Below are 26,888 nucleotides of genomic sequence, written 5' to 3' on the forward strand. Positions count from 1 at the left end.
CATCGAGCAGACCGGCCGGCTCCGGTTGCAGCGGATTTACAGCGAAGTTAGAGGGATCTCGCTCAAGGTGATCTCGACACCGGGGAGCCGCGCGTTGCCCTGGTGCCGGGGGGCCGGATGTCGATTCGGGGGGAGGGAGTGGAAGTGGCGCACACGCCGGTGTTGATGTCGGACCCCGTGATCTCCGCGGTACCGGTCCGGGACTGCGGTGAACCGCTGGTCGACCTGCGGTCCTTCGGAGTGTTCCGGGTGGACGCCCGGCTGGCCGACGCGGTGGGCCACTACGCGCTGCTGCGGAGCAGCGTCGCCGAGCGGCTGCTCGCCGCCCAGGAGTTGCTCGAACCCGGGCTGACCTTCCTGGTGGTCGAGGGCTACCGGCCGCCGGAGCTGCAGGAACGCTACTTCCAGGAATCGGTCGACGAGCTGCGGGCGCACCATCCGGACTGGCCGCAGAGCGCGCTGCGGCGCGAGGCGGGCCGCTACATCTCGCCACCCGAGGTTGCGCCGCACGTCTCCGGTGCCGCGGTCGACCTGACGCTGTGCACCCTGTCGGGCGGTGAGCTGCCGATGGGCACCGAGGTCAACGCGACGCCGCTCGGCCCGGACGGTCCCTGCTACACCGCCTCGCGGGAGATCTCCGGCGAGGCACGCCGCAACCGCCGGACCATGGGCGGCGCGCTGGCGGCGGCGGGCCTGGTGAACTACCCGACCGAGTGGTGGCACTGGTCCTACGGCGACCGGTACTGGGCCTTCCTCACCGGCGCCGGCCGGGCGCTCTACGGCCCCGCCCGGCCGGACTGATCGTCCCCCGGCCGGGCGGGCGGCCCGGCCGGGGGACCGGGCCGGCGGACGGGACGGGGCACCGGCGGGCGGCGCGGGACGGATGGACCAGACACTGCGGCGGTCCGGGAGAATGGAGGGGTCACAAACCCGAGGAAGGACGTGCCGATCGTGGCTACGAGCGTCGAGACCGACTGGGTCTCCCGATTCGCGGACGAGGTCATCGCCGAGGCGGAGCGTCGCGCCCCCGGCAAACCGATCGTCTGCGCCTCGGGGCTCAGCCCGTCCGGCCCCATCCACCTGGGCAACCTTCGCGAGGTCATGACCCCGCACCTGGTGGCCGACGAGATCCGCCGCCGCGGGCACGAGGTGGTGCACATCATCTCCTGGGACGACTACGACCGGTTCCGCAAGGTCCCGGCCGGCGTCGACTCCTCGTGGTCGGAGCACATCGGCAAGCCGCTCAGCTCGGTGCCCGCCCCGCCGGGCAGCACCTATCCCAACTGGGCCGAGCACTTCAAGGCGCCCATGATCTCGGCGCTGGCGGCGCTCGGCATCGAGTTCCGCGGCATCAGCCAGACCGAGATGTACACCTCCGGGGCCTATCGCGCGCAGATCCTGCACGCGATGCGCGAGCGCGCCCGCATCGACGCCATCCTGGACCGCCACCGCACCAAGGGCCGGGCCGCGGGCAAGAAGGCCCCGCAGGGGCTGGACGCGGTGGAGGCCGAGGCCGCCGCGGCGGCGGCGGAGGGCTCGGGCGCGGCGAGCGAGGACGACGGCGCGGCCGCGGCCGGTTACTTCCCCTACAAGCCGTACTGCGCGGAGTGCGGGCGCGACCTGACCACGGTCACCGCCTACGACGACGACACCACCGAGCTGTCCTACACCTGCGCCTGCGGGCACGCCGAGACGGTCCGGCTCGCCGAGCACGATCGCGGCAAGCTGGTGTGGAAGGTCGACTGGCCGATGCGGTGGGCCTACGAGGGCGTGGTGTTCGAGCCGTCCGGCGTCGACCACCAGTCGCCGGGGTCGTCGTGGCAGGTCGGCGAGCCCATCGTGCGGGAGATCTTCGGCGCCGAGCGGCCGATCGGGCCGATGTACGCCTTCGTCGGCATCGTCGGCATGGCCAAGATGAGCAGCTCCAAGGGCGCGGTGCCCACCGCGGCCGACGCCCTGGAGATCATGGAGGCGCCGCTGCTGCGCTGGCTGTACGCCCGGCGGCGGCCGAACCAGTCCTTCAAGATCGCTTTCGACCAGGAGATCCAGCGGCTGTACGACGAGTGGGACACCCTGGCGCGCAAGGTGGCCGAGGGGGTGGCGCTGCCGGCGGATCTCGCCGCCTACAACCGCGCCGCCGGCACCGCCACGGCGGGTCCGCTGCCGGTCACGCCCCGGCCGCTGCCGTTCCGCACGCTCGCCTCGATCCTGGACGTCACCACGGGCCACGCCGAGCAGACGCTGCGCATCCTGCGCGACCTGGACCCCGAGCAGCCGGTGACCTCGCTGGCCGAGGTGCGGCCCCGGCTGGATCTGGCCGAGCGGTGGATCACCACCCAGGTGCCCGCCGAGCAGCGCACCCGGGTGCGCGAGGAGCCGGACGCCGACCTGCTCGCCTCGCTCGGCGAGCGCGAGCGCGAGTCGCTGCGCCTGCTGCTGGCCGGGCTGGACGAGCACTGGTCGCTGGACGGGCTGACGGCGCTGGTCTACGGGGTGCCGAAGGTCCAGGCCGGGCTGACCCCGGACGCCAAGCCGACCCCGGAGCTCAAGGTCGCCCAGCGCGAGTTCTTCGCCCTGCTCTACACCCTGCTGGTCGGCCGGGACACCGGTCCGCGGCTGCCGACGCTGCTGCTCGCCGTCGGCGCCGGCCGGGTCCGCGAGCTGCTCGGCGGCTGACCGCCCCGCCCGCCCGGGCGCCGCCCGGCGTCCGGGCGGCGCCGGTCAGGAGTCCCGGCCCGGCCGCCACCGATCGGCCCAGTCCTCGGCGGTCCACTTGTCGCCTGCCCCCGGGATCCAGTCGATACCCGGAACCGGCTTGATGCCGGCCGATTGCTCGCCGAGGTCTCCGGCTCCGGCCAGGAAGGCCTGCCGCACGTCCTCGGCGCCGGTCGAGATCCGTTCGCTGACCGCCTGGAGCGCGGCGAACAGCTTGCCCACCTGCCAGAGGAACTGGCCGACGGCCGCCCCCCATGCCAACGTCACGGCGAACATGGCGACCGGGGCGGTGGGCCCGGCCATGGCCCGCGCGGTGACCGCCAGGCCTATGATCACCGTGGCCTCGACGAGGAACTTGAAGCCGGTCTCGGTGGCCGACTTCACGGCATCGGCGCCGGCGTCGCCGAGTTCCGCCAGGGCCAGCAGCTCGTCCCGGTACGTCTCAAGGGCCGGGAGCAGCCGGTCGTTAAGGTGGCGCGCGAACGAGGCGGCGCCCTCCCCCTGCCAGTCGCCGCTCAGCGTGGAGTCGGTGTGCGTCTTGATGCCGGCGGCATGTGACTCGGTGGCCTTGACCAGTTGCTGCCACGCCCGGCCGGCCTGGCGGAAGGGTTCGTCGTCCCGCATGTTGAGCAGCAGCAGGGACGCGCCGACCGCCAAGGGCAGCAGCTCGGGCATGAAGCGCTCGGCGGCTTCGATCTGGCCGGTCATGGTCACCGCCTGGTAGAGGCGCACCCCCGCCCACACCGTGGTGGCCGGCCCGGCGAGCCACTGCGCCGTGTATGCGGTGTCGCTGCCCGGGCTGCGGGATATCGGGGAGTCGACCGGTTGCGGTTCGGGGCCGGCGTCGGCGGCGGACGAGTGCTCCGCCTGGAGGTAGTGGGCTCGCACGGTCCGTATCACCCCGGCCAGGGCCCGGGTGGCGCTGTCCCCGGCGAAGGCGGCCTCGCTCATGGTGTTCCGGGCGTCCCGATAGACGCCCGCGCACCCGGCGGCGGCGAGCGGCCAGTCACGGGAGGGGATGTCGAGGGCCTCGGCGGTCCGGCCCTCGGCAGAGAAGGCGTTCGCGCGGGCGATGAAAAGCTGGGCGAGTCGTTCGAGCGCGGCGTGTTCCGCCACAAGTTGGTGCTGCATGACCGTCTTCCGGGATGTCCAGGGCGTTCGATGGCCGGAGCGTGAGCGGTTGCCCCCGTGGCAACGTCTCGTCATGATCTCCAGAATCGCGATGATCCGGAAGGGTGTGGTGATCGACTGTTATCGCTGATAACAGTCGTGAACGGTGATGAATACGATGTCTTCCCAGCTCGGGAGGGGTGTGTAAAAATTTCCTTCATTAATGTCAGTTTGTGAGAAAAAAATTGACCACCCCGGGCGGGCGCACGTATGGTCCTGGTTAATCGGGGACCTGGAGCATCCGTATGAAGCGACTCGCCGCGATCGCGGCCGCCCTCACGGCCGCCCTCGCCGCCACCGCCTGCGGCTCCGGCCAGGGGGCCGGAGCGGGCGCCGTGTACACCACCATCGACGGTTCGAAGCAGATCGACGCCACCGCGCCGATCAACCCGTTCAACCCCAAGGGCAGCACGTTCGTGGGGTACGACGTGATGGCCCTGGCCTGGCCGAAGAACGACCTGATGGACCCCAACGCCTTCTACCCGGGGCTGGCCCGGAGCTGGACCGCCACGCCCGACCAGGGCGAGGTCGTCGTCCACCTCCAGCCGCGCGCCCGCTGGTCGGACGGCCGGCCGGTGACCAGCCAGGACGTCCGGGCCTCCATCGGGCTGGCCTACACCCAGGGCGGCACCGCCTACACCGTCAACGCCGGCGCGGCCGGCGCCGCGGCCGACATCCGGGTCGTGGACGAGCGGACCGTCGCCATCCGCCAGGGCGCCAACCGCAGCAACGCCTTCCTGCGCAACGTGCTGTCCACGGTCATCGTGCCGGCCCACGTGTTCGGCCACCTGCTGCCCGCCGACTTCTGGACGACCCTCGCCCAGGCCCGGGGCACCGGGAAGGCGGCGGAGGCGGCCAAGGCGGAGATCACCGGGCTGTCGCAGCAGGTGATCTCCTTCGCCCCGGCCAGGGACGTCTCGGCCGGCCCGTTCGTGCTGGAGCGGGTCAACCCGGGCGCCGCCCTGCTCCGCCGCAACGAGTACTTCTACGACGCCGACAAGATCGCCCCGGACCGGGTCAAGGTGCTCAACTACACCGGCAACGAGCAGATCTGGAACTACCTGGTGTCCGGCAAGCTGGACAGCGCGCCGTTCACCGCGGTGCCGGCCGCGGTGATGGCGCGCATCAAGCGGACGCCGGGCAACGAGATCCGGCGCGGGTACTCGCCGGTGGCCGCCTCCCTGGCGTTCAACCAGTCGCACGCCCCCTACGGTGACCCCCGCGTGCGGCGGGCCCTGGCGTACCTGATCGACCGCACCCAGATGACCCGGATCGCCTCCCCGGAGGCGGGCACCCCGGCCGTCACCACCTCCGGCGTGCACGCCGACGCGGCCCGCGCCTGGCTCGGCGCCGGGCTGGACACGCTGAACCCCTACCCGGTCGACCCGGCCAAGGCGTCCGCCGAGCTGCGGGCCGCCGGCATGGTCAAGAAGGACGGCCGCTGGGCGATGCCGGACGGCAGCCCGTGGAAGCTGCGGATCAACGTGCCGGCCTCGTTCTCCGACTGGGTCGCCGCGGCCAAGTCGATCACCAGCCAGCTCAACGACCACGGGATCGACGCCAGCGTCGTCACCTCGGCCGACTACGTGCTCTACCTGGACGAGCTGGCCCAGGGCAAGATCGACGTGGGCTTCTGGCTGATGGCCCTCGGCCCCTCGCCGTACAACATCTACCAGCGCCTGTACGGCCCGGCCAACGGCTGGCAGCTGCTGGCCGGCCGGCTCCGGCACGCGCCGCCGGGCCAGGACGGCAACTGGATGGGCGGCCCGGAGACGATAGGGGGAGTGAACCCCGGCGAGCTGACCAACCGGCTCAACCTGGCCACCCCTGAGGAGCAGAAGCGGATCGTCGGCACGCTGGCCCGGCTGACCAACGAGCAGCTGCCGGTCATCCAGCTCTACGACTACGTCAACACGCAGTTCGTCAACTCCACCCGCTTCACCGGCTGGCCGCCGTCCGGCAGCGAGGCGCTGCGGCTGCCCGCGGGCGTGTGGATGCAACTCGGCCTGATCCACGAGAGGTCGCCATGACGCCACCCACCACGCCCACCCGGCCCGGCTCCCGTACCCGGGCGGTGACCCGGCGGCTGGCCGGGCACCTGGCCCGCGGCCTGGCGATGATCTGGGTGGTCACCACCATCAGCTTCGTGATCATCCGCAACATCCCCGGCGACCCGGTGCGCGGCCAGTACGAGACGCTGATCGAGCGCGGGATGTCGCCCGACCAGGCCGAGCGCGCCACCGCCGCCCTGTACGGGTTCCTGCCCACCGGCAGCCTGTGGGACCAGTACACCGGCTACCTGGCCGCGCTGGCGCACCTGGACCTCGGCCAGTCGCTCAGCACGCCCGGCACCGAGGTGACCACCCTGATCGGCTCGGCGGCCTCCTGGACGGTGCTGCCGGTGCTCGGCGGGACCCTGCTCAGCTTCCTGCTCGGGGTCACCCTCGGCGTCTACGCCGGCATCCGGCGCAGCGGACGCCTCGGCGACCTGCTGTCCATCTCCGGCTCGCTGCTGCACGGGGTGCCGCAGTACGTGATCGGCCTGCTGATGCTGGCCATCTTCACCACGCTGTGGCCGATCTTCCCGGCCGGCGGGCCGGTGGACGTCGAGTTCACCCCGGGCCTGAACGCCGGCTACCTGGCCTCGCTGATCCACCACGCGACGCTCCCGGTGCTGACCTACGCGCTGGCCTCCTACGGCGGCTGGGTGCTGGCCATGAAGTCGAGCGTGGCCACCGTGCTCGGCGACGACTTCATCCTGGCCGCCGAGCTGCGCGGCATGTCACGCGGCGTGGTGTTCCGGTACGTGGCCCGCAACGCCATCCTGCCGCTGTTCACCATCCTGGCGCTCTCCCTCGGCATGCTGTTCGGCGGGGCGATCTTCATCGAGCGGATCTTCAACTACCCGGGTCTCGGGCTGCTGCTGGTCAACAGCATCGGCGCCCGCGACTACGCCCTGATGGGAGGCACGTTCCTGGTGACCACCGTGGCGATCATCATCGCGAACATCGCCGCCGACCTGCTCTACGCGGTGATCGACCCGCGGGTCCGGACGGCGTCGTGACGGCCGCCACGGTCCTGCCCGGGCAGCCCGGCACCCCGGGCGGCGGCCCGGCCGGCGTGCGCCGCAACTTCTGGCGTGGCGTGGGCCGGGTGCTGCGGCGCAAGCCCAGCCGGCTGGCCGGCGTCGCCATCCTGGTGATGTTCGCGCTGATGGCGATCTTCGGGCCGATCGTCTACCCGGCGGTGCTGCCGCGCGACGACGACGCCCTGTACGCCCCGCCCAGCCTCGCCCACCCGTTCGGCACCGACTTCGAGGGCACCGACGTGCTCGCGCTGGTGGTGACCGGCGCCCGGTACGTCATCCTCACCGGGGTGGTCACCGCCGTCATCACCGTCGCCCTCGGCACCGCGCTCGGCCTGGTCGCCGGCTTCCACCGCGGACGCTGGGACGCCGCCCTGATGCGGCTGACCGACCTGCAGCTCACCATCCCCGGGCTGCCGCTGCTGCTGGTGCTGTCCACCATCTGGAAGTTCGACGGCCCGCTGGAGATGGGCCTGGTACTCGGGCTGCTGGGCTGGGGCGGCATCGCCCGCGCCGTCCGGTCGCAGACCCTGTCGCTGCGCGAGCGCGGCTTCATCGAGGCGGCCCGCGGGCTCGGGCTGTCCACCACGCACATCGTCGTGCGCGAGCTGCTGCCGAGCATGGCCCCCTACATCGCGATGAACGTGCTCATCGCCGTCACCGGCGCCATCTACGCCCAGGTCGGCCTGTTCTTCCTCGGCGTGCTGCCCTTCGAGTCCAACAACTGGGGCGTGATGCTGAACCTCGCCGTGTTCGGCGGCGGTGCGCTGACCAGCGCGGCGGCGCTGCCCTATCTGCTGGCGCCGCTGCTGGCCATCCTGCTGCTGACGCTCGGCATCGTCCTGGTCGTCGACGCGATGGACGAGATCTTCAACCCCCGGCTGCGTGAGGAGTGATCCCGGTGACCATCGACCCTGACCCGGCCGCGGCGCCGGGCCCGCACGCCGCGCCCGGCGTGCGGGTCCGCGATCTCACCGTCGTCTACCGGACGCCGCTCGGCGAGCTGCCCGCGCTGCACGGCGTCAGCCTGGCCATCGAACCGGGCACGATCACCGGCCTGGTGGGGGAGTCCGGGTCGGGCAAGTCGACCCTGGCGCTCTCGCTGCTCAACGCCGTCCAGCCGCCCGGCCGGATCGCTGCCGGCCAGGTCGAGATCGACGGGCTCGGCGACGTCACCCGGCTCGGCGGCGAGGAGCTGCGCCGGGCCCGCGGCCGGCACCTCGGCTACGTCTTCCAGGCGGCGCAGAACTCGCTCAACCCGCTGAAGACCGTCGGCAAGCAGCTGCTCGACCTCGGCCGCTCGCACGGGGTGGCCGACCCGGCGGCGCTGGTCCACGACGCGCGGCTGCTGCTGGACCGGATGGGCCTGCCCGGCGCCCGGGTGCTGGACTCCTGCCAGCACGAGCTGTCCGGCGGCATGCGCCAGCGCGTCGGCATCATGTTCGCCCTGGTGCTCAACGCCCACCTGGTCATCCTGGACGAGCCCACCACCGCGCTCGACATGATCACCCAGGCGGCCATCCTGCGGATCATCCGGGAGATCCACAAGGAGCGCGGGCTGACCACCCTGATCGTCACGCACGACATCGGGGTGGCCGCCGAGGTCACCGACCGGCTGGCCGTGATGTACGGCGGGCGGGTGGTCGAGCACGGCCCCACCACCGAGGTGCTCGGCGATCCGGGCCACCCCTACACCCAGGGACTCATCCGCGCGATCCCCCGGCTGTCCGGCGACATCGACGCGGCCAGGGCGCTGCCCGGCCGGCCGCCCACGCTCGGTACCGTACCCGTGGACGGCTGCGTGTTCCGCGAGCGCTGCCCGCGGCGGATGGACGTCTGCGAGACCGGCGAGCCGCCGGTGGCGTGGCTGGGCGACCGGACCGTGGCCTGCCACGCCGCCGGCGCCGCCCCGCGGGAGAAGGAGCACGCATGATCAGCGGTACCGGGGTCACCAAGACCTACCGGCAGCGCGGCGCCATGCTCGGCGCCCGCGACGTCCAGGCGCTGCGCGGCATCGACTTCACCGTGCCGCGCGGCGGCGCCGTCTCGTTCATCGGCGAGTCGGGGTGCGGCAAGACCACCCTGGGCCGGATCGTCGCCGGGCTGGAGACCTACGACTCCGGGGACATCGTCATCGACGGCACCTCCATGGCCCCGCTGCACCCGCGGCGCCGGCGGCGGCACTTCCGCCGGGTCCAGCTGGTGCACCAGGATCCGTACTCGGCGCTCAACCCCACCCGGACCGTCCACCAGACGCTGCTGGCCCCGCTCGCGCTGCGCGCCCGGCACACCGGCCGCTCCCGCGCCTGGGCCGCCGGGCGGGCCGAGGAGCTGCTGGCCCTGGTCGGCATCGACCCCGGCTACGTCTTGGGCCGCTACCCGCACCAGCTGTCCGGCGGGATGCGGCAGCGGGTGGTCATCGCCCGCGCGCTCACCGTGGACCCGGAGATGCTCGTCGCCGACGAGTCGGTGTCGATGATCGACGTGTCGATGCGGCTCAGCGTGCTCTCCCTGCTGAAGGACCTGCGCGAGCGGCTCGGCGTGAGCGTGCTGTTCATCACGCACGACATCGCCACCGCCCGGTACATCGGCGGCGGCAGCGAGCTGTACGTGCTGTACCGCGGCCAGGTGGTCGAGCGCGGGCCCACCGAGGACGTCATCGCCGGGCCGGTGCACCCCTACACCCAGTCGCTGCTGTCGGCGATCCCGGTGCTGCACGGCATGGAGGTACCGGGACCGGAGCGGGTGGTGCCCACCGAAGCGCTGGACGCGGCCGTCGAGGACACCGGCTGCCTGTTCGCCGCCCGCTGCCCGTTCCGCACCGAGCTGTGCACGGCCGAGCGTCCGGAGCTCACCGGCGACGCCCACCGGCACGCCTGCGTGCATCCGCACCGCCGGGCCGTCATCCCCCGGGAGGCGGCGTGACCGGCCGTCCCGATCGTTTGACCGGCCGTCCCGACGGCGCGGACGGGGCCGGTGTCCGGCCCGCCGAGCCGGCCGAGCTGCGCGCCACCGGCGGCGTGGCCGGGGCCGCGCTGTGGCTGGACGGCGACGAGGGCCCGCTGCTGGTCTCCCGGCTGGCGGCGCCGCCGCCGGACCGGGTGTGGACCGCGCTGGTCACCCCGCGGCTTTCCGGGCTGGTCTTCACGTCCCTGTCGCGCACCGCGGGGGTCGGGCACGTCGATCTGCTCGCCGTGCACCCCGACAGCCAGGGGCGCGGGCTGGGGCGGGCGCTGCTGCGGGCCGCCGAGGAGTGGCTCGCCGCCCGGGGGGTGCGCGAGGTGCGCCTGGCGGGCAACCCGCCCTGCTACGCCTGGCCCGGCATCGACGTCCGGTACACCCCGGCCGCCTGCCTGGCCGAGAGCCTCGGCTACGAGCGGTACCAGACCGCCTGGAACATGACCGCCGACCTGACCGACCACCCGTGGACGGCCGGCCAGGAGGACGAGGAGGCCGCGCTCGCCGCCGCCGGCGTCACCGTGCGCGAGGCCCCCGCGCGGCACCGCGAGGACGTCGCCCGCTTCGTCCGCGAGCACTGGAACGACGAGTGGGCCTGGGAGGTCACCCAGGCCGCCGGCTGCCACTACGCCGAGCGGGACGGCGAGATCCTCGGGTTCGCCGCCTGGGGCGCCCGCCCCCGCTGGTTCGGCCCGACGGGCACCGCCGAGGCCGCCCGCGGCCTCGGCATCGGCCGGGTGCTGCTGCGCCGCTGCCTGCGCGACCAGGCGGACGCCGGGCTGCACACCACCCAGATCTCCTGGGTGGGCCCGCTGCGCTTCTACTCCCGGGCCGTCGGCGCCCGCGCCGAGCGGGTCTTTTGGCTCTACCGCCGCGTCCTGCCGCCCGGCACCCCGGGCGGAGACGCAACCCCGGCCTGACCAGGGCGGTCACCCCGGCTCCGGCGGTCGCCTGGGCCGTCCCTGGCATGATCTGGCCGTGACCAGGTGAAGGGGGACGGGCCGGCGGGCTCCCAGGGGTGACCGGTAGCTTACCGCGGGCATATCATTGGTAACGGTCCGTGCCCGCCGTGGGGGGAGAGGAGCGGGGATGCCTTCACCGGTACGCCTGCGCCGCGTCTACGACCCGCCGTCCGAGCAGGACGGCACCCGGGTGCTCGTGGACCGGCTGTGGCCGCGCGGCCTGACCAAGGAGGCGGCGCGGGTCGACGAGTGGCTGAAGGACATCGCGCCGTCGGACGCGCTGCGCACCTGGTACGGCCACGACCTCGCCCGGTTCGAGGAGTTCGACCGGCGCTACCGGGCCGAGCTGGCCACCCCCGGCCGGCGGGCGGCGCTGGACCGGCTGCGCGCCCTGCTGCGCGCGGGCCCGGTGACGCTGCTCACCGCGACCAGGAGCTGCGACCACAGCAACGCCGCCGTGCTGGCGCGGGTGCTCGGCGGGCCGGACTGACCCGGCCGGTGCGGAGGTCGGCGGCGGGCCGTCCGGTTTCGCGGTGCTCGCCGGTGGCAGGCTCCCTCCTGTGGCAGAGATAGGGGCGGACGTGCGGGCGGACATGTGGGACGTGGTGGTCGTCGGCGGCGGGCCGGCCGGCTCGGCGGCGGCGCTCGGCGCCCGGCGGGCCCGTCCCGGCGCCCGGGTGCTGCTGCTGGACCGGGAGGATTTCCCGCGCGACAAGGCGTGCGGCGACGGGATCGCCGCGCACGGCGCCGAGGAACTCGCGCTGCTCGGGGTGCCCGGTCTGATCGACGACTACCGGCCGGCCGGGCGGCTGGAGGTGATCTCGCCGGGCGGCGCCCGGGTGCTGGCGAGCGTCGCCCGGCCGAACCGGGTCGTCCCGCGCATGGTCTTCGACGCCCGGCTGGTCGCCGCGGCCCGCGAGCAGGGCGTCGAGGTGCGCCGGCACCGGGTCCGCGCGCTGGCCGACCGCGGCGACCACGTCGTGCTGGACGGCGTGCTGGCCGCCCGCGCGGTCGTCGCCGCCGACGGCGCCAACTCGGCGATGCGCCGCCTCATCGGCGCCCCGCCTTCACCGGACCGGCACACCGCGCTCGCGGTGCGCGGCTACGCCGACGTGCCCGCCGACGACGACGTGCAGTTCATCGCCATGCAGCGGGAGGGCTGGCCGGCCTACGCCTGGTCGTTCCCGATCGGAGACGGCCGGGCCAACGTCGGGTACGGCATGCTGCTGCCCCGGCTGCGCGCCACCGGGCGGCCGGGCCGCGAGGTGCTGCACGGCCGGCTCGCCGAGCTGCTGCCGCACCTGCCGGCCCGGGACCTGCGCGCCCACCACCTGCCGCTGTCGCCGGGCCGGCCGCGGCCGGGGGCGGGCCGGGTGCTGCTGGCCGGCGACGCCGCCGGGCTGATCAACCCGCTGACCGGTGAGGGCATCTATTACGCGCTGGTCTCCGGCAGGCTGGCCGGCGAGGCGGCGGTCCTGGCGGCCGCCGACCCGGTGCCCGCCTACCGGCGCGGCCTGCGGCGCTCGCTCGGCCGCCACCTGCGCACCACCGACGTGCTGGCCCGCGCCGCCCAGTCGCCGGGTTTCATCGACGCGGCGGTGGCCACCGCGGCCCGCCGCCCGGAGGTGTTCGACCTGCTGGTCGACGTCGGGCTGGGCGCGGGCACCGTGCCCGCGCCGCTGGCCGCCGCCGTCGCCGCCCGGTGGCTGCGCGACACGGCCGGGCGGCGGCGGGCACCGGTCACGGGTTGAGCAGGATCTTGATCGCGCCGTCCCGCTTCTTCTGGAAGATCTCGTAGCCGTGCGGGGCCTGGTCCAGCGGCAGCCGGTGGGTGGCCAGGTCCATCACGCCGAGCGGGTCGGCGTCGTCGGTCACCAGCGGCAGCAGGTCGTCGATCCACCGCCGGACGTTGGCCTGGCCCATCCGCAGGGTGATCTGCTTGTCGAACAGCCGCAGCATGGGCAGCGGGTCGGCCATGCCGCCGTAGACGCCGCTGATGGAGATGGTTCCCCCGCGCCGGACGATCTCGATGGCCTGCTTCAGCGCGGCCAGCCGGTCCACCCCGGCGTGGGTCATCAGCGGCGCGGCCACCGCGTCCGGCAGCAGCCCGGTCGCGGTCTGCGCCAGCTTGGCCGCCGGCGAGCCGTGCGCCTCCATGCCCACCGCGTCGATCACCGAGTCGGTGCCGCGCCCGCCGGTCAGCTCGCGGACCGCCGCCGGCACGTCATCGGTCACCCGGGCGTCGATGATCTCCACGCCGTGCCGGCGGGCCATCTCCAGCCGCTCGGGCACGCCGTCCACCCCGATCACCCGGTGCCCGAGGTGCCGGGCGACCCGGCAGCTCATCTGCCCGATGGGCCCGAGGCCGAGCACGGTGACGCTGCCGCAGTCCGGGATGGCGGCGTAGTCGACGGCCTGCCAGGCGGTCGGCAGCACGTCCGACAGGTAGACGAACCGCTCGTCCGGCGGCCCGTCGGGCACCTTGATCGGGCCGAAGTGCGCCTGCGGCACCCGCAGGTACTCCGCCTGGCCGCCCGGCACCTGGCCGTACAGCTTGGTGTACCCGAACAGCGCGGCGCCCGATCCGTGCTCGCGGACCTGGGTGGTCTCGCACTGGCTGTACAGCTTCAGGTCGCACATGGGGCAGTGACCGCAGGCGATGGTGAACGGGACGACGACCCGGTCGCCGGGCGCGATCCCGGTGACCTCGGCGCCGACCTCCTGCACGATGCCCATGGGCTCGTGGCCGAGGATGTCGCCCGCGTCGAGGAACGGCCCCAGCACCTCGTACAGGTGCAGGTCGGAGCCGCAGATGCCGGTCGAGGTGACCTTGATGATGGCGTCGGTCGGCTCCTTGATGGCCGGGTCGGGGACCTCTTCGACCCGGACGTCGCGCTTACCGTGCCAGGTGACCGCTTTCATGGAACGCTCCTTCGCTGGATGAAACGACGGCGGGCGGCCGAAGCCGCCCGCCGGGTCCGTGCGCGGCGCCTGGTCCGGCCGGGGCCGGACGGCGTCACCGGTGGTCGTGGTGGTGACGGCGGCTCAGCGCGACGCCGGCGCCGATCATGGCGACCGCCAGGAACAGGTGCAGCCAGTTGTCGGCGGTGTTCAGCGGCACGAAGTTCGCGGAGCTGTCGTGGCCCACGATAAGGCCGTACAGGAACAGCAGCGCGTAGACCACGCCGCCGCCGATCAGGTAGTTACGCGCGTTGCCCCAGGTGCGGGACATCACGATGCCGGCGATGCCGAACAGCAGGTGCACGACGTTGTGCAGCACGGACACCTCGAAGACGCCGAGGAGCATCGCGTCCGACTGGTGGCCGGCCATCTCGAGTTGGTCGACGTTCGAGGTGACGCCCGGGATGAACCCGAGGACACCGACGAGCAGGAAGATCACTCCGGTGACCAGTGCCGCGGTCTGCAGCGGAGTACGGCGGCCCACCGTGGCGGAGGTCCGGTTATGTGCGGTGCCCATTGACGCCTCCAAAAGGCGAATCGACGGAGGGTGGTCGATTTAGTGATGTATGCGGGATGTTCACTGCTCCCCGCTGGGGTGCGTGCTCCCGATACCCGTGATTCGGCGCCGTATCCGGCCGCGCGCGGCATTCCATGGCCGCGCCATGCCTACACCGCTGGACAATCCGATATTCCTCCATCCCGATTTATCCCGCTTCTCCACGCGGTTCACGGCCGACCGGCGCCCGTCCGCCCGGCCGGCGCCGGTCGGGTCAGATCGGTGCCGCGCCGGGTGTTCGCCGACGTCGGAGCGGGGTATGGGGGCGTTCCCCGTCTAGGGGCAGCCGATGAAACCGGTCGACGGCGCGGGGGCGGCGGACGGAGGCGGTGATGCCGACCCTGCCGATCCGTTGTCCACCGGCGGAAAGGACGATTCTTGAGTATCGAACGCGGCAGCGACCAGCACGGTCGGCGAATCGACGAGCAGATGAAGCAGGAATCACAGGGCCTGGTGCGCGGCGGGGGTACCAGCCACGCCGAGGAGTGGAAGGAGCCCGAGCCCGTCCAGGACGCGGAATCCGGTCAGCGCGCGCGGGTTTACCCGCCCGGGCACGAGCCGGGTGTCGCGCCCGGGATGACGCAGAACGACGTGGAGCGGCGCGGCGACCTGGCCCGATGGCTGGCCGGCGTGCACTTCCCGGCCGGGCGCGAGGAGATCGTGGCGCACGCCTCAGGCGATCCGGCCGTCCCGGACGCGGTCACCGAGGCACTGCGCGACCTGCCGGATGGGGAATTCGCCAACATCGGCCAGATGGCCGAGGCGCTCGGGCTGGGCATGGAACGCCGCTTCGCCGAGTAGCTCCGGCGCGGCACGTCACCCCGCGGCCGGTCGCCGGCCGCGCGGGGCGGCGCGCCCGTGGCCGGGACCGCAGGGACAGCACCAACGGCACCGACAACAGAAGAGCAGATCGGCAGGCGCCGGACCCGGAGCTGCGGGACGGCAGAGTACAAAGGAGTAGGGGTCATGATGCAGCACGCCGGTGACGTCATCACCGTCCTGACGACGGATCACCGGGAAGTCGAGGAAATGTTCACCGAGCTGGAAGGGCTGCGCGGCGGCGGGGACCACGCGCGGCGCAAGGAGCTGACCGAGAAGGTCATCTCCGAGCTGGTCCGCCATTCGGTCGCCGAGGAGGCCTACCTCTACCCGGCGACGCGCAAGTTCATCCCGGGCGGGGACGCGCTGGCCGACCGGGAGATCGAGGAGCACGCCGAGTCCGAACGGCTCATGAAGGAGTTGGAGAAGGCCGACCCGGCCGACCCGGCGTTCGACCACCTGCTGGGCCGGCTCATCGCCACGGTCCGCGAGCACATCCACGAGGAGGAGAGCGAGCTGTTCACCCAGCTCGTCCAGCACGTCGAGGTGGAGGAACTGCACGCTCTGGGCAAGAAGATCACCGCGATGAAGAAGATCGCCCCGACCAGGCCGCACCCGGCCGCGCCCGACAGCCCGCCGGTCAACAAGCTGCTGGCCCCGGGCACCGGGCTGGTGGACCGCATCCGCGACAAGCTCTCCGGCCGGTCCACCGGCTGAGCCGGCCTCGCCCGCGCGGCCCCGGCGTTTCGCCGCGGGCCGCACGGGCAGCGGTCCGATATGCGAGTCATTGTGGTCGGAGCATCAGGAAACGTGGGAACAAGCGTCGTATCAGCCCTGGAGTCCGATCCCGATATCACCTCGATCGTGGGCGTCGTCCGGCGCCCGCCCGGCCGGCGGCCGGCCAAGACCGAGTGGCACGCGGCCGACATCGCCACCGACGAGCTCACCGGCGCCTTCGCCGGCGCGGACGCGGTGATCAACCTCGCCTGGCTGTTCCAGCCGACCCGGGACGCGACGATCACCTGGCGCGCCAACGTGCTCGGCGGCATGCGCGTCTTCGACGCGGTCGCCGCGGCGGGCGTGCCGGCCCTGGTGCACGCCTCCTCCGTCGGCGCGTACTCGCCCGGCCCCAAGGACCAGGCCGTGGACGAGAGCTGGCCGACGCACGGCTGGCCGGGCGCCGCCTACGGGCGGGAGAAGGCCTACCTGGAGCGGGTGCTGGACGCCTACGAGCGCGACCACCCCGGCATCCGGGTGGTGCGGATGCGCCCCGGCTTCATCTTCAAGCGGGAGTCGGCCACCGAGCAGCGCCGGCTGTTCGCCGGGCCGCTGCTGCCCCAGCGGCTGGTCCGGCCCGGCTGGCTGCCGTTCGTGCCCGACATCCCCGGCCTGAAGTTGCAGGCCCTGCACGCCGACGACGCCGGCGAGGCCTACCGGCTGGCGGTCAAGCGGCCGGTCTCCGGTGCCTTCAACCTGGCCGCCGACCCCCCGCTGGACCCCGCGGCGCTGGCCCGGCTGCTGAAGACCCGGGTGGTGCCGTTCTCGGCGTGGTTCGCCCGCACCGCGGTGGCCGCCGGCTGGCACCTGCACCTGGTCCCCGCCGCGCCCGGGCTGCTGGAGATGGCCCTGCAGATCCCGCTGATGGACGTCACCCGGGCGCGCACCGAGCTGGGCTGGGAACCGCGGCACACCGCCGAGGACGCGGTCCGCGAGCTGGTGGCCGGGCTGGAGAGCGGCGGCGGCATGGACACGCCGCCGCTGTCCCCCGAGGCGGGCGCCGCCGAGCGCGCGCACGAGATCGCCACCGGCGTCGGCAAGCGCCCCTGACCCGCCGGGCGACCGGCCCCGCCGGGGCCGGTCAGCGGGGGACGTGGTTGCGCAGGCCCAGCTCGTCGGGGTACGGCGCGAAGTAGGTCTGCTCGGCCAGGTAGGCGGTGCCGGTGCCGCGGACGTGGTGGCGCAGCAGGGCCAGCGGCACGCTCAGCGCCACCTGGCGGGCCTGGTAGGCCGCGATGACCTCCACCAGGTCGGCCCGCCGGACCAGGTCGAGCCGGTCGCTCACCATGCCGAGGCAGTGGTGCAGCACGTTCACGTGGCGCCCGGTGGTGCTGCGCACCGCGAGCGCGGCCCGGAACGCGGCCGCGTACTCCCGGGCCGACTCTTCGCGCGGGCGGACGCCGGCCGCGGCCACCACCCGGCCGATCCGCCGGTAGGCCGCCGGGTCGTGCGCCAGCAGCTGCATCTTGTGCCGGCTGTGGAAGGCCACCAGGTCACCGGGCCGCCGGTCGCCGGCCAGGAACTCCCGTAGCCGGGCGTGCGCGAAGATCCGCTCGACGAACGCCTCGCGCAGCGCGTCGTCGCGCAGCCGTCCCTCGTCCTCCGCCGGGAGCAGCGGGTGGACGTCCATGATCCGGCCGGCGAACAGGCCGCGCCCGCGGCGGTCCACCGGCGTGTCGCCCGCGTACACCGGGATGCCGTGGGTGCCGCAGCTCGGGCTGCGGCTCTTGAACAGGAAGCCGTCCAGGTCGAGCGTCGCGGCGCGGGCGCCGGCCAGCCCGGCCATCGGCGCGGTCAGGTCGCGCCCGCTGCGCCGGGCGACCAGCCGCGGGCCCTCGGGCGAGCTCTCCAGCCGCAGCGTCTCGCGCGGCGTGCCGAGGCCGATCTCCATCTCCGGGCAGACCGGGACCCAGTCGACGTACCCGGCCAGCGCCCCGGCGGCGAACCGGTCGCGGCTGTGCCCGCCGTTGAAGCGCACCGGCTCGCCCAGCAGGCAGCTGGACACCCCGACCCGGGGCCGCGGATGCCCCGCCCAGGACGGACCGCCCGCCGGGCCGGCCGGGCCGCTCATCGGGCCGCCCGCCGGACGGTCGCCCGCGCCGCGGCGCGCCGGCCGGCGGCCGCGGGACGCGCGCGGTCCGATCCCCGCGGCCCGCCGGCACCTGGGCCGGCGGCAGGTGGCACCGGACCCGCCGGGGGCACCGGGCGCGGGCAAGAACCGGCCTGCGCCGGGCAATGAACGGGACGGGTCGCGCGTAGCGAGATCACCGCGGGCAACGTCATCTGCTGGGGTCACCTCCCGGGCCGGTCTCCGGCTCTCCTCGATCCTTCTCGTCCCTTCGAGATCGGACCCCGATCCGGATGCGCCGGGCCGGCATCCGGTCCGCCGGCCGCGCGGGACGGATGGGGCGAGGGAGATCTCCGGGAATGCCGGGAAATCCATGCATCCGAAACGTTCATCGCCATCGAAAGGATGGGCAACGATCAGAAGGAGTTGCGCCGATGGCCATGGCGACCCGTGACGAGACCGGTCCGCGGGCACCGACCCACCACGACTCGGACCGGCCCGCCGGCCGGCGGGCGGCCGTCCCGATCCGGCCGGCCCTGGGCGGAGGCCGCTGATGCCCCGCCCCGCCCCGATCGTGGTGATCGGCGCCGGCCTCGGCGGGCTGGCCGCCGCGATGCGGCTGGCCGGCGCCGGGCGCGAGGTCACCGTGGTCGAGGCCCGCGACGTGCCCGGCGGCTGCTGCGGCACCGCCGGCCTGGGGAACTACCGCTTCGACACCGGGCCCTCGGTGCTGACCATGCCCGGCGTGCTCGCCGACACCTTCGCCGCCGCCGGCCAGGACATGGACCGGTGGCTGCCGCTGCGCCGGCTGGACCCCTACTACCGCCTGCGCTACCACGACGGGTCCAGCCTGGACGTGGTGGCCGGCGAGGAGGCGATGGCCGACCAGGTGCGCCAGGTGTGCGGCCCGGACGAGGCCGCCCGCTACCTGCGGTTCCGCCGGCACCTGGGCAAAATGTTCGCCGCCGAGTGGCCGGCCTTCATCGACCGCGACATGACCCGGCTGCGCTCGCTGGCCCGCCCCTACGCCATGCTGAGGCTCGCCGCGCTCGGCGGGTTCCGGAACCTGGACTCGCTGGTGCGGCGGCACCTGACCGACGAGCGGCTCATCCGGGCGCACACCTTCCAGGCCCTGTACGTCGGGCTGCCGCCGCGCGCCGCGCTCGGCATCTACACGGTGATCGCCCACATGGACACCGTGGGCGGCGTCTACTTCCCCGGCGACGGCGGCATGCACGCCATCCCCCGGGCCATGGCCGGCGCCGCGGAGAAGGCCGGCGCCGCCGTCCGCTACGGGGTGCGCGCCGTCCGGGTCGAGGCGGACGGCTCCGGCGTCACCGGCGTCCGGCTGGACACCGGCGAGCACCTGCCGGCCGGCCACGTCGTGATGGCCGCCGACCTGCCCCGCGCCCACGCCGACGGGCTGCTGCCCGCCGGGTCCGGCGACTGGCGGCTGCGCCGGCCGCACTACTCGCCGTCCTGCCTGGTGCTGCACTTCGGCCTGGACCGCCGGCTGCCCCGGCAGGCCCACCACACCCTGCACCTGGGCCAGGAGTGGCACGGAACCTTCGACGCGCTGGCCGCCGGCCGCCCGCAGCCCGACCCCAACCTGCTGGTCACCTACCCCGACTCCGACACCGCGGCCGCCCCCGCCGGGCACGCCACGCTCACCGTGCTGGAACCGACGGCGAACCTGCTCGGCGGCGGCGACTGGGACCGGCTCACCCCGCGGCTCACCCACCGGCTGCTCCGGCGGCTGGCCGGGCTCGGCTACGGCGACCTGACCGCCGCCCCCCGGCTCACCCTCGACCCGCCGGCCTGGCACCGGGGCGGCCATTCCGCCGGCACCCCGTTCGCGCTGGACCACCGGTTCGGCCAGACCGCGTGGTTCCGCCCGGCCGGCCGCGCCCGCCGGGTCCCCGGCCTGCACTTCGCCGGTATGTACACCGCGCCGGGCGTGGGGGTGCCACCCGTGTTGATCTCCGGCCGGCTGGCCGCCGAACGCATCCTGGAGGGCTCCCGATGACGCTGACCGCCGGCTACGAACGCTGCCGCCGGCTGCACGCCCGCTACGGGCGCTCCTACTACCTGGCCACCCGGCTGCTGCCCGCCTGGAAGCGCCGCCACGTGCACGCCCTGTACGGGTTCGCCCGGTACGCCGATGAGATCGTCGACTCGTTCGGTATGACCGGCGACCGCCGTACCGCGCTGGACCGGCTGACCGACCGCACCGCCGCCGCGCTGGCCGGCGAGCCGGTGGACGACCCGGTGCTGCCCGCGTTCGCGCACACCGTGCGCTCGTTCGGCATCGACCACCGGGACGTCACCTCGTTCCTGGCCTCCATGCGCGCCGACCTCACCGTCGACCGGTACCAGGACTACGACGAGCTGCTCGGCTACATGGACGGCTCGGCCGCGGTGATCGGCACGATGATGCTGCCGGTGCTGGAACCGCTGCCCGGCCACGAGGCTCCGGCCCGAGAGCCGGCCCGCCAGCTCGGGCTGGCCTTCCAGCTCACCAACTTCCTGCGCGACGTGGCCGAGGACCTGGCCCGCGGCCGGGTCTACCTGCCGCTGGCCGACCTGGAGAAGTTCGGCGTGACCGTCGAGGACCTGGCCCGGCCGGCCGCCGGCCCCGCGGTCCGCGAGCTGCTCGCCTTCGAGGCCGACCGCGCCCGCGACCACTACCGGCGGGCGCTGGCCGGCATCGACCTGCTGGTGCCGTCCTCCCGGCCGTGCATCCGCGCCGCCTACGAGCTGTACGGCGGCATCCTCACCGCCATCGAGGCGGCCGGGTTCGACGTGCTGGCCGGCCGGGCCCGGGTGCCGCGCCGCACCCGCCTCGGGATCTTCGCCCGGCACCTGGCCGCCGCCTCCGCCGCCGGCCGGGCCGAGCGGCGCGTCGCCGTCCAGGTGCCCTGAGATGGCCGATCGCCCCCGGGAACCGGTCCGGCCGGTCGTGGTGGACGCGATGGGCGGCGACCACGCGCCGGCCGCCCCGGTACGCGGCGCGGTACTGGCGTGCCGCGAGCACGGCGTGCCGGTGGTCCTGGTCGGCCGGGCCGCCGAAGTGCGGCGCGAGCTCGACCGGCACGGCGCCGCCGGCGAGATCGACGTGGTGCACGCCGCGGAGGCGGTGCCGATGACCGAACGCGGGGCGGGGGCGGCGGCCGGCGCCGACTCCAGCCTGGCGGTCGGCTGCGGCCTGGTCCGGACCGGCGCCGGCGCGGCGCTGGTGTCGGCCGGCTCCACCGGGGCGGTGGTCACCTGCGCCATCCGCGGCATCGGCAAGGCCCCCGGCGTGCTGCGCCCCGCGCTCGCCGTCGCGCTGCCCCAGCTCACCGGCGGCGCGAGCGTCCTGGTCGACGCGGGCGCCACCGCCGACCCGACCCCCGAGATGATCGCCCAGTTCGCGCAGCTCGGCGCCGGTTACGCCCGGCTGGTGCTGGAGCGGCCCGACCCGGCGGTGGGGCTGCTGACCATCGGCTCCGAGCCCGGCAAGGGCAACCGGCTGACCCGGCGGGCCGAGGAACTGCTGGGCGGGCTGCCGTTCCGCTTCCACGGCAACATCGAGGGCCACGACGTGCTGGCCGGCACCGTCGACGTGATCGTCACCGACGGGTTCACCGGGAACGTCGTGCTCAAGAACGTCGAGGGCACCGTCCGGGTCACCCTCGCCATGGTCGCCGGCGCCGGCATCGCCTCGCCGGAGCGGCTGGCCGAGGTGGCCCGCCGCTACGACCCGCGCAGCCACGGCGGTGCCGCGCTGCTCGGCCTGGCCGGCACCGTCGTGGTCGCGCACGGCTCCTCGGGGGCCGAGACGATCGCCCGGGCCTGCGTGGTCGCCCGGGACCTGGCCTCCGGCGACCTGGCCGCCCGGCTGCGCGAGCCGGCCCCGCACCGGGCCGGCGGATGACCTGGTCAGCCGCCGAGCGGGTCGGTGCCGTCCCAGGTGCCCTCGCTGGCGTAGGGGGTGAAGCGGGCGAACAGCTCTTCGGAGTACCAGTTCTCCGCGCGTACCCGCTCCACCACCCGCCGGTGGGCCGGCCGCCGGTAGGCGAAGGCGCGCACCGCGCCGGCGTCCCGCCACAGCGAGAACGTCGCCTGCCGGGCCAGCGGCCACTCGCCGATCCCGACCGAGGCCAGGCAGCCGTCCTGGGCGGCCAGGTCGCGGTCCACCCCGGGGACCGAGCGGTAGAACGCGGCCAGCCGGGACGGCCGGATGGCCGCCCTGGTCAGCACCGCCACCGCCCCGCCCGCGCCGGCCGGGCGACCGGAGCCCTGCGCCGGAGCCGGACCGGCGACGGCTCCACCGGGCGTCCGGGCCACGCCTGCCGCCACCTGCTCGATTCCGGTCGAGCCGGTGCCGGCCGGGCTTGTTCCGGACAGGCCGCTGCCGACGGGGCCGGGTCCGGGCACACCGGTGCCCGCCGGTCCCGTGCCGGACCGTCCGGATCCGGATGGCGCGGTGGCGAACGGGTCGGTGCCGCCCCAGCGGCCTCGCGACGACAGCGGCACCAGCCGGACGTGCCAGGACTCCGCCGCCTCCTGTCGCCAGCGCGCCGCGATGGCCGAGCCGGCCAGGAACTCCGCCAGCGCCGCCTCCTCCCGCCACACCGCGAACAGCGCCCACCGCCGCAGATCGGCCCCTAGGCTCATCGAGGTGCCCCGGCCGGTGCCGAGCAGGCGCCAGAACAGCAGGCCGCCGGTGCCGCGCAGCACCGGCCGGTCGAACGCCATGTGACGCATGGCGCCCCGATCCGCATACCTGACGAGGTGGAACGAAGCGATGCTCCCGCTGCCGGTCACCCTGCTGGTCGCGCTCATCGGCGGCTACCTCCTCGGCTCGGTGCCGGTGGCGGTGCTCGTCGGCCGCGCGCACGGGCTGGACCCCCGCGACACCGGCGACCGCAACCCCGGCTTCTGGAACGTCAAGGAGCGGCTGGGCCGCCGGGCCGCCGTGCCGGTCTTCGCCGGCGACATGCTCAAGGGCGCGCTCGCCGGGCTGCTCGGCCAGGCGGCGGCCGGCTGGCACGCCACCGGGTTCGGCGTGGTCACCGGGCCCGCCGTCGCCCCGGTGTACGCGGCGGTGGCCGCCGCCATGATCGGGCACGCCTGGCCGGTCTTCGCCCGCTTCCAGGGCGGCCGGTCGGTGCTGACCTTCGCCGGCGGCGCCGCGGCGATCTGCCCCCCGGCGTTCCTGCTCGCGGTGGCCGTGCTGGTGCTGGGCGCGCTGCTCGCCCGGTCCTTCGCCATCGGCGCCCGGGCCGGGGTGTTCGCGGTGCCGGTGCTGCAGCTGCTGTTCATGCCGGCCCTGCTGGTCGCCGCGACCGGCGGGCTGATGACCCTCATCGGGCTGCGGTTCGGCCAGGCCGCGCTGGCCGCCCGCCGGAGATGACGCCCGGCAGCCCGGCGCTGGTGGTGGTCCCCGGGTAGGTGCGGCCCCGCCAGGTGCGCTCCGGCCGCAGCGTCGTCTGGGTGAGCCGCACCGCGGCCACCGGGTCGAGCAGCGGCGACAGCAGCACGCCCGCCCCCGGCCGGGTGTAGCTGTCGCGCAGTGCGGCGGTGAGCAGCGCGCGGACGGCCAGCAGCCCCAGGTCCAGCCGGGTGGGCCGGCCGGCCGCCAGCCGCAGCACCGGCAGCGCGGCGGCCAGCCACACCACCGTCAGGTCGCCGGCCAGCCGGGCCGGGCCGGTGACGTCGCGCAGCGCCAGGGTGCGCCCCCACTGGCCCCACACCTCGGCGGCCGAGGCGTGCATGTCCACCTCCAGCAGGTCGCCGGCGGCCAGGAACCGCACGGTCCAGCCGTCGGCGGCGAGCACCCGGGCCAGCGCGATGTCGTCGGCCAGGTGGCCGGGCACCCGGGCGAACCCGTCGGCCGCGATCATCGCCGCCCGGCGGAACGCCAGGCACTGGCCGTTGGCCATCGCCAGGTGCGGCGGCGGCGGCGTGCGCGGCCCGATCGGGCCGAGCCGGTAGACCAGCGTCGCCAGGAAGGACGCGTGCAGCGCCTGCTCGGCCGGCCCGTCGCACTCGAAGCGCGCGCCCGCGCTGAGCAGGTCGCAGCCCGCCAGCGCCTCGGCCAGCGCGGCGAACAGTCCGGGGCGGGGCCGGGTGTCGGCGTCCAGGGTGACCACCACCTCGCCGGCCGCCGCGCCCACCCCCTGGCGCAGCGCCCACTGCTTGCCGACCCAGCCGTCCGGCGGCGGCTCGCCGGCCACCACCTTGGCGCCCATCTCCCGGGCCAGCCGCGCGGTGCCGTCCCGCGACCCGTCGTCCACCACGATCACCTCGGCCACCGCCGGGTCGGCCAGCGCGGCCGCGAGGCACGGGCCGATCCGATGCTCCTCGTCCCGGGCCGGCACGACCACCGAGATCCCGGCCGGGCCGGCCGGCGGCTCGACCGGGCGCAGCGGCGGCAACCGGTCCCGGCCGCGGGCCAGCCGCACAGCGACCGCCAGCGCCGCCGCCGCCTGCGCCGCCGCCAGCGCGCGCCGCCCCCAGCGGCGGGCGCCGCTCACCGCCGCCCCCCGGCCAGGTCCTCGGCGACGAGCCCGGCGACGATGCGCCCGCCCATCGCCACCAGCGGCAGGCCGCCGCCGGGGTGCGCCGACCCGCCGACCAGGTACAGCCCGCGCCGCGGGCCCCGGTTGCCGGGCCGGCGGAACGGCGCCAGCGCGCCCCGGTAGGGGGTGCCGTAGATCGCGCCGCCCCAGGAGCCGTACCGGTCGCGCAGGTCGGCCGGGGTGAACAGGTCGGCGAACCGCAGCCGCCCGGCCAGGTCGTGCCCCCGGCCCGCCAGCCGCTCCAGCACCAGGTCGCGGTAGGACTCCGGCGACATCGGCCAGCGCGCCGGGTCGCCCGCGGGCACGTTCACCAGCATCGTCCAGTTCTCGGTGCCCACCGGCGCCTGCGCGGCGTCGTCCACCACCGAGGAGCCGATGTACACCGTGGGATCCTCCGGCGGGCGGCGGCGGTCGAAGATGTCGGCGAACTCGGTCTCGTAGTCATCGGAGAAGACGATGGAGTGGTGCGGCAGCCCTTCGGTGCGGCCCTCCACCCCGGCCAGGATCAGCATCACCGACGACGACAGGCCGAGCCGGGCGATCCGCCGCAGCCGGGTCCGGTCGGGCAGCAGCGTCCCGTACAGGGCGGCGGCGTCCGCGTTGACCACCACCACGCCGGCGCGCACCTGTTCGCCGCCCGCCAGCTCCACGCCGCGCACCCGGTCGGCGTCGGCCAGCACCCGCGACACCCGGGTCTCCAGGTGCACCTCGACGCCGGCCTTGGCCAGCAGCTCGGCCAGCGCGTCGGCGATCCGCGGCAGGCCGCCGGGGACGTACCAGCCGCCGTGATCGTGCTCGATCGCCGGGATGCAGGCCAGCGCCGCCGGCGCCCGGTACGGGCTGGACCCGGCGTAGGTGGCGTACCGGGCGACGTAGCGGCGCAGCCGCGGGTCGCGGAAGTACCGGCGGGCCAGGCCGGCCAGGGTGCGGCCGGGCGCCACCGCGGTCAGGTCCGACAGCCGCGCCTCGGCGGGCGGCCGGGTGAGCGGGCCGGTGAAGAACGTCCGCTGGGAGGCGTCGTAGCAGCCGCGCGCCCACTGGTGGAATGCCTGCCAGGCGGCGCCCTCGCCGGGCGCCAGCCGGTCGACCTCGGCGGCCATCCGCGCCGGATCCCGGTAGGCGGTCAGGCTCGTCCCGTCCGGGAACCGGTACCGGCACAGCTCGGCGAGCTCGACCGGCTCCAGCGCCACGCCCAGCTCGGTGAAGATCTCCGGCAGGGTGAGCAGCGAGGGGCCGAGCGAGAAGGCGAACCCGTCCCGGCGGTATTCGGCGAGCTTGCCGCCGAGCCGGGGGAGCTGCTCGTACAGCCGTACCTGGTGGCCGTCCCGGGCGAGCAGCAGGGCGGACACCATGCCGCCCACCCCGCCGCCGACCACGATCACCTCGGCCATCGACGCCTCCAGGCGAGCGCTGCGAACAGTCCCATGCTGATCCCTCCCGAGATCGCCACCAGCGGGTCGGGCGGGTCGAACACCGCGGCGAACCCGATCGTCTCCATGACCGCCATCACCGTGTACAGCACCACCAGGCCGCGGCCGTCCCGCCGGGCGTCCGGCAGCAGCCGGCCGACCAGCAGCATCATCAGGAACGAGACGGCCAGCCAGCCGGCGAAGTTGCTCAGCGGCACCTCGCGGTAGGGCCCCGGATGCGCCCATACCCATAGCCCCAGGCGGAGCATCTGCGGGTCGAGGAACAGGTCCCAGGCGGTCAGCGCGAGGGCGCCGAGCGCGGCGGTCGCCACCGGCCGGCCCGGCGCGATCGCCCGGGCCACGGCGTGCGCGGCCAACCCCATGCCGCCCCAGGCCAGCGCCACGATGACCGGCACCCCGCCGAGCTGCGGCCACAGCACGTCGGTGTAGCGGTACTCGCCGAACGGGAAGCCGGTGCGGATGCCGACCCACTCGGCGGCGTACCCGAGCAGCACCGCGCCGGCGAACGCGCCGAGCGCCCGGCCGGGGGAGTGCGCCGCGGCGGCGAAGGCCACCGCGGTGAGCGCCAGCAGCAGCACCACCACGCTGGTCAGCGTGATCGGCCGCGCCTGCAGCCCGGAGGCCACCTGCGCCACCACCATCGCCCCCAGCGCCACCGCCCCGATGGCCGCGTACCAGCGCGCCCGCCCGCCCGCCCCGGCCGGGACTCCCCGGCTCGGCCCAGGGCGGGTCTCCCGGTTCGTCCGCGCGCTCGTATCCGGCCCGGTGCCACGGCGGGCCCATCCACCGTTCCCGCCGCCCGCCGAACGCCACGGCCGCCC

At 74.8% G+C, this 26,888-nt stretch carries 25 protein-coding genes; 17 read left to right on the forward strand and 8 right to left on the reverse strand.

Features of this window, described 5'->3' with window-relative positions; genetic code table 11:
* Positions 1-165: 165 nt before the first annotated feature.
* Entirely contained in the window at positions 166-801 is a 636-nt protein-coding gene (locus Sru01_RS33745) for a M15 family metallopeptidase (RefSeq protein WP_239138027.1), read from the forward strand.
* 150 nt (positions 802-951) lie between these two features.
* Positions 952-2,676, forward strand: coding sequence for a lysine--tRNA ligase (gene lysS / locus Sru01_RS33750; RefSeq protein ID WP_203994541.1), 1,725 nt, complete (start codon positions 952-954; stop codon positions 2,674-2,676).
* Between the two features lie 45 nt (positions 2,677-2,721).
* On the opposite strand, the gene Sru01_RS33755 is transcribed toward lysS, so the two are convergent.
* Positions 2,722-3,846 carry a hypothetical protein gene (locus Sru01_RS33755; protein WP_203994543.1) on the reverse strand — a complete coding sequence of 375 codons (1,125 nt, stop codon included), beginning with the start codon at positions 3,844-3,846 and terminating at the stop codon, positions 2,722-2,724.
* A 284-nt stretch (positions 3,847-4,130) separates the two neighbouring features.
* Here Sru01_RS33755 and Sru01_RS33760 point away from each other — a divergent pair, with 284 nt between their 5' ends.
* The 8 genes from Sru01_RS33760 to Sru01_RS33795 all read left to right on the forward strand — a co-directional run bounded on the left by Sru01_RS33760 (position 4,131) and on the right by Sru01_RS33795 (position 12,641).
* Positions 4,131-5,915 carry an ABC transporter substrate-binding protein gene (locus tag Sru01_RS33760; protein WP_203994546.1) on the forward strand — a complete coding sequence of 595 codons (1,785 nt, stop codon included), beginning with the start codon at positions 4,131-4,133 and terminating at the stop codon, positions 5,913-5,915.
* A complete protein-coding gene (locus Sru01_RS33765) occupies positions 5,912-6,949 on the forward strand; it encodes an ABC transporter permease (RefSeq protein ID WP_203994548.1) in 1,038 nt (345 codons plus the stop codon). Before Sru01_RS33760 ends, Sru01_RS33765 begins: the two co-directional genes overlap by 4 nt.
* A complete protein-coding gene (locus tag Sru01_RS33770; protein WP_239138029.1) occupies positions 6,946-7,866 on the forward strand; it encodes an ABC transporter permease in 921 nt (306 codons plus the stop codon). Before Sru01_RS33765 ends, Sru01_RS33770 begins: the two co-directional genes overlap by 4 nt.
* A gap of 5 nt (positions 7,867-7,871) precedes the next feature.
* Complete coding sequence (locus Sru01_RS33775; protein WP_239138031.1) at positions 7,872-8,903, forward strand: ABC transporter ATP-binding protein; 1,032 nt, start codon at positions 7,872-7,874, stop codon at positions 8,901-8,903.
* Positions 8,900-9,895, forward strand: coding sequence for an ABC transporter ATP-binding protein (locus Sru01_RS33780; RefSeq protein WP_203994551.1), 996 nt, complete (start codon positions 8,900-8,902; stop codon positions 9,893-9,895). Before Sru01_RS33775 ends, Sru01_RS33780 begins: the two co-directional genes overlap by 4 nt.
* Positions 9,892-10,848: a GNAT family N-acetyltransferase gene (locus tag Sru01_RS33785; RefSeq protein ID WP_239138032.1), complete on the forward strand. Its 957-nt coding sequence runs from the start codon at positions 9,892-9,894 to the stop codon at positions 10,846-10,848. Before Sru01_RS33780 ends, Sru01_RS33785 begins: the two co-directional genes overlap by 4 nt.
* A gap of 169 nt (positions 10,849-11,017) precedes the next feature.
* On the forward strand, positions 11,018-11,380 hold the full coding sequence (locus Sru01_RS33790) for a DUF488 domain-containing protein (RefSeq protein WP_203994554.1): 363 nt from the start codon (positions 11,018-11,020) through the stop codon (positions 11,378-11,380).
* A 70-nt stretch (positions 11,381-11,450) separates the two neighbouring features.
* Positions 11,451-12,641, forward strand: coding sequence for a geranylgeranyl reductase family protein (locus tag Sru01_RS33795; RefSeq protein ID WP_239138033.1), 1,191 nt, complete (start codon positions 11,451-11,453; stop codon positions 12,639-12,641).
* Here Sru01_RS33795 and Sru01_RS33800 read toward each other — a convergent pair.
* Both Sru01_RS33800 and Sru01_RS33805 read right to left on the reverse strand, forming a co-directional pair.
* Positions 12,631-13,812 (reverse strand): zinc-dependent alcohol dehydrogenase, encoded by a 1,182-nt coding sequence (locus Sru01_RS33800; RefSeq protein ID WP_203994557.1) that lies wholly within the window; start codon positions 13,810-13,812, stop codon positions 12,631-12,633. The genes Sru01_RS33795 and Sru01_RS33800 overlap by 11 nt on opposite strands.
* Before the next feature lie 94 nt (positions 13,813-13,906).
* The gene (locus Sru01_RS33805; RefSeq protein ID WP_203994558.1) at positions 13,907-14,368 is read right to left on the reverse strand and encodes a DUF4383 domain-containing protein; all 462 of its coding nucleotides are present in this window, start codon (positions 14,366-14,368) and stop codon (positions 13,907-13,909) included.
* A gap of 417 nt (positions 14,369-14,785) precedes the next feature.
* Between Sru01_RS33805 and Sru01_RS33810 the strand changes: the two genes are divergently transcribed.
* The 3 genes from Sru01_RS33810 (at position 14,786) to Sru01_RS33820 (ending at position 17,053) form a co-directional block, all read left to right on the forward strand.
* Positions 14,786-15,208 carry a DUF2795 domain-containing protein gene (locus tag Sru01_RS33810; RefSeq protein WP_203994560.1) on the forward strand — a complete coding sequence of 141 codons (423 nt, stop codon included), beginning with the start codon at positions 14,786-14,788 and terminating at the stop codon, positions 15,206-15,208.
* Positions 15,209-15,373: 165 nt separating this feature from the next.
* Positions 15,374-15,943 (forward strand): hemerythrin domain-containing protein, encoded by a 570-nt coding sequence (locus Sru01_RS33815; protein WP_239138034.1) that lies wholly within the window; start codon positions 15,374-15,376, stop codon positions 15,941-15,943.
* A 60-nt stretch (positions 15,944-16,003) separates the two neighbouring features.
* A complete protein-coding gene (locus Sru01_RS33820; protein ID WP_203994562.1) occupies positions 16,004-17,053 on the forward strand; it encodes an NAD-dependent epimerase/dehydratase family protein in 1,050 nt (349 codons plus the stop codon).
* Positions 17,054-17,084: 31 nt separating this feature from the next.
* Here the strand turns inward: Sru01_RS33820 and Sru01_RS33825 are convergent, their stop codons facing one another.
* A complete protein-coding gene (locus tag Sru01_RS33825) occupies positions 17,085-18,074 on the reverse strand; it encodes a YbgA family protein (protein WP_203994564.1) in 990 nt (329 codons plus the stop codon).
* Between the two features lie 550 nt (positions 18,075-18,624).
* Between Sru01_RS33825 and crtI the strand changes: the two genes are divergently transcribed.
* Genes crtI through Sru01_RS33840 form a run of 3 tightly spaced genes read left to right on the forward strand, consistent with a single transcriptional unit; the run spans position 18,625 to position 21,987 of the window.
* The gene (gene crtI, locus Sru01_RS33830; protein ID WP_203994566.1) at positions 18,625-20,097 is read left to right on the forward strand and encodes a phytoene desaturase family protein; all 1,473 of its coding nucleotides are present in this window, start codon (positions 18,625-18,627) and stop codon (positions 20,095-20,097) included.
* Positions 20,094-20,993: a phytoene/squalene synthase family protein gene (locus tag Sru01_RS33835; protein ID WP_203994568.1), complete on the forward strand. Its 900-nt coding sequence runs from the start codon at positions 20,094-20,096 to the stop codon at positions 20,991-20,993. The genes crtI and Sru01_RS33835 overlap by 4 nt, the downstream gene beginning before the upstream one ends.
* A gap of 1 nt (position 20,994) precedes the next feature.
* Positions 20,995-21,987 carry a phosphate acyltransferase gene (locus tag Sru01_RS33840; protein WP_203994571.1) on the forward strand — a complete coding sequence of 331 codons (993 nt, stop codon included), beginning with the start codon at positions 20,995-20,997 and terminating at the stop codon, positions 21,985-21,987.
* Positions 21,988-21,992: 5 nt separating this feature from the next.
* On the opposite strand, the gene Sru01_RS36065 is transcribed toward Sru01_RS33840, so the two are convergent.
* The gene (locus Sru01_RS36065) at positions 21,993-22,820 is read right to left on the reverse strand and encodes a spheroidene monooxygenase (RefSeq protein WP_239138036.1); all 828 of its coding nucleotides are present in this window, start codon (positions 22,818-22,820) and stop codon (positions 21,993-21,995) included.
* A gap of 40 nt (positions 22,821-22,860) precedes the next feature.
* Between Sru01_RS36065 and Sru01_RS33855 the strand changes: the two genes are divergently transcribed.
* Positions 22,861-23,469, forward strand: a complete 609-nt coding sequence (locus Sru01_RS33855) for a glycerol-3-phosphate acyltransferase (protein WP_203994573.1) — start codon at positions 22,861-22,863, stop codon at positions 23,467-23,469.
* Here the strand turns inward: Sru01_RS33855 and Sru01_RS33860 are convergent.
* From Sru01_RS33860 to Sru01_RS33870, 3 genes are all read right to left on the reverse strand, one after another.
* On the reverse strand, positions 23,420-24,592 hold the full coding sequence (locus tag Sru01_RS33860; RefSeq protein ID WP_239138038.1) for a glycosyltransferase family 2 protein: 1,173 nt from the start codon (positions 24,590-24,592) through the stop codon (positions 23,420-23,422). The genes Sru01_RS33855 and Sru01_RS33860 overlap by 50 nt on opposite strands.
* Complete coding sequence (locus Sru01_RS33865) at positions 24,589-26,028, reverse strand: phytoene desaturase family protein (RefSeq protein WP_239138044.1); 1,440 nt, start codon at positions 26,026-26,028, stop codon at positions 24,589-24,591. The genes Sru01_RS33860 and Sru01_RS33865 overlap by 4 nt, the downstream gene beginning before the upstream one ends.
* The coding region (locus Sru01_RS33870; RefSeq protein ID WP_239138046.1) for a carotenoid biosynthesis protein at positions 26,016-26,888 on the reverse strand (873 nt) is incomplete at its 5' end. The genes Sru01_RS33870 and Sru01_RS33865, both read right to left, overlap by 13 nt.

The organism is Sphaerisporangium rufum (genome assembly GCF_016863395.1).
Lineage (GTDB): Bacteria > Actinomycetota > Actinomycetes > Streptosporangiales > Streptosporangiaceae > Sphaerisporangium > Sphaerisporangium rufum.

Excerpts from the sequence above, each read along its gene's own strand:
- Sru01_RS33745 (WP_239138027.1), top strand. The coding sequence starts at position 166 with ATGTCGGACCCCGTGATCTCCGCGGTACCGGTCCGGGACTGCGGTGAA.
- Sru01_RS33755 (WP_203994543.1), bottom strand. The coding sequence starts at position 3,846 with ATGCAGCACCAACTTGTGGCGGAACACGCCGCGCTCGAACGACTCGCC.
- Sru01_RS33760 (WP_203994546.1), top strand. The coding sequence starts at position 4,131 with ATGAAGCGACTCGCCGCGATCGCGGCCGCCCTCACGGCCGCCCTCGCC.
- Sru01_RS33765 (WP_203994548.1), top strand. The coding sequence starts at position 5,912 with ATGACGCCACCCACCACGCCCACCCGGCCCGGCTCCCGTACCCGGGCG.
- Sru01_RS33780 (WP_203994551.1), top strand. The coding sequence starts at position 8,900 with ATGATCAGCGGTACCGGGGTCACCAAGACCTACCGGCAGCGCGGCGCC.
- Sru01_RS33790 (WP_203994554.1), top strand. The coding sequence starts at position 11,018 with ATGCCTTCACCGGTACGCCTGCGCCGCGTCTACGACCCGCCGTCCGAG.
- Sru01_RS33800 (WP_203994557.1), bottom strand. The coding sequence starts at position 13,812 with ATGAAAGCGGTCACCTGGCACGGTAAGCGCGACGTCCGGGTCGAAGAG.
- Sru01_RS33805 (WP_203994558.1), bottom strand. The coding sequence starts at position 14,368 with ATGGGCACCGCACATAACCGGACCTCCGCCACGGTGGGCCGCCGTACT.
- Sru01_RS33815 (WP_239138034.1), top strand. The coding sequence starts at position 15,374 with ATGATGCAGCACGCCGGTGACGTCATCACCGTCCTGACGACGGATCAC.
- Sru01_RS33820 (WP_203994562.1), top strand. The coding sequence starts at position 16,004 with ATGCGAGTCATTGTGGTCGGAGCATCAGGAAACGTGGGAACAAGCGTC.
- Sru01_RS33825 (WP_203994564.1), bottom strand. The coding sequence starts at position 18,074 with ATGAGCGGCCCGGCCGGCCCGGCGGGCGGTCCGTCCTGGGCGGGGCAT.
- crtI (WP_203994566.1), top strand. The coding sequence starts at position 18,625 with ATGCCCCGCCCCGCCCCGATCGTGGTGATCGGCGCCGGCCTCGGCGGG.
- Sru01_RS33835 (WP_203994568.1), top strand. The coding sequence starts at position 20,094 with ATGACGCTGACCGCCGGCTACGAACGCTGCCGCCGGCTGCACGCCCGC.
- Sru01_RS33840 (WP_203994571.1), top strand. The coding sequence starts at position 20,995 with ATGGCCGATCGCCCCCGGGAACCGGTCCGGCCGGTCGTGGTGGACGCG.
- Sru01_RS36065 (WP_239138036.1), bottom strand. The coding sequence starts at position 22,820 with ATGCGTCACATGGCGTTCGACCGGCCGGTGCTGCGCGGCACCGGCGGC.
- Sru01_RS33855 (WP_203994573.1), top strand. The coding sequence starts at position 22,861 with ATGCTCCCGCTGCCGGTCACCCTGCTGGTCGCGCTCATCGGCGGCTAC.
- Sru01_RS33865 (WP_239138044.1), bottom strand. The coding sequence starts at position 26,028 with ATGGCCGAGGTGATCGTGGTCGGCGGCGGGGTGGGCGGCATGGTGTCC.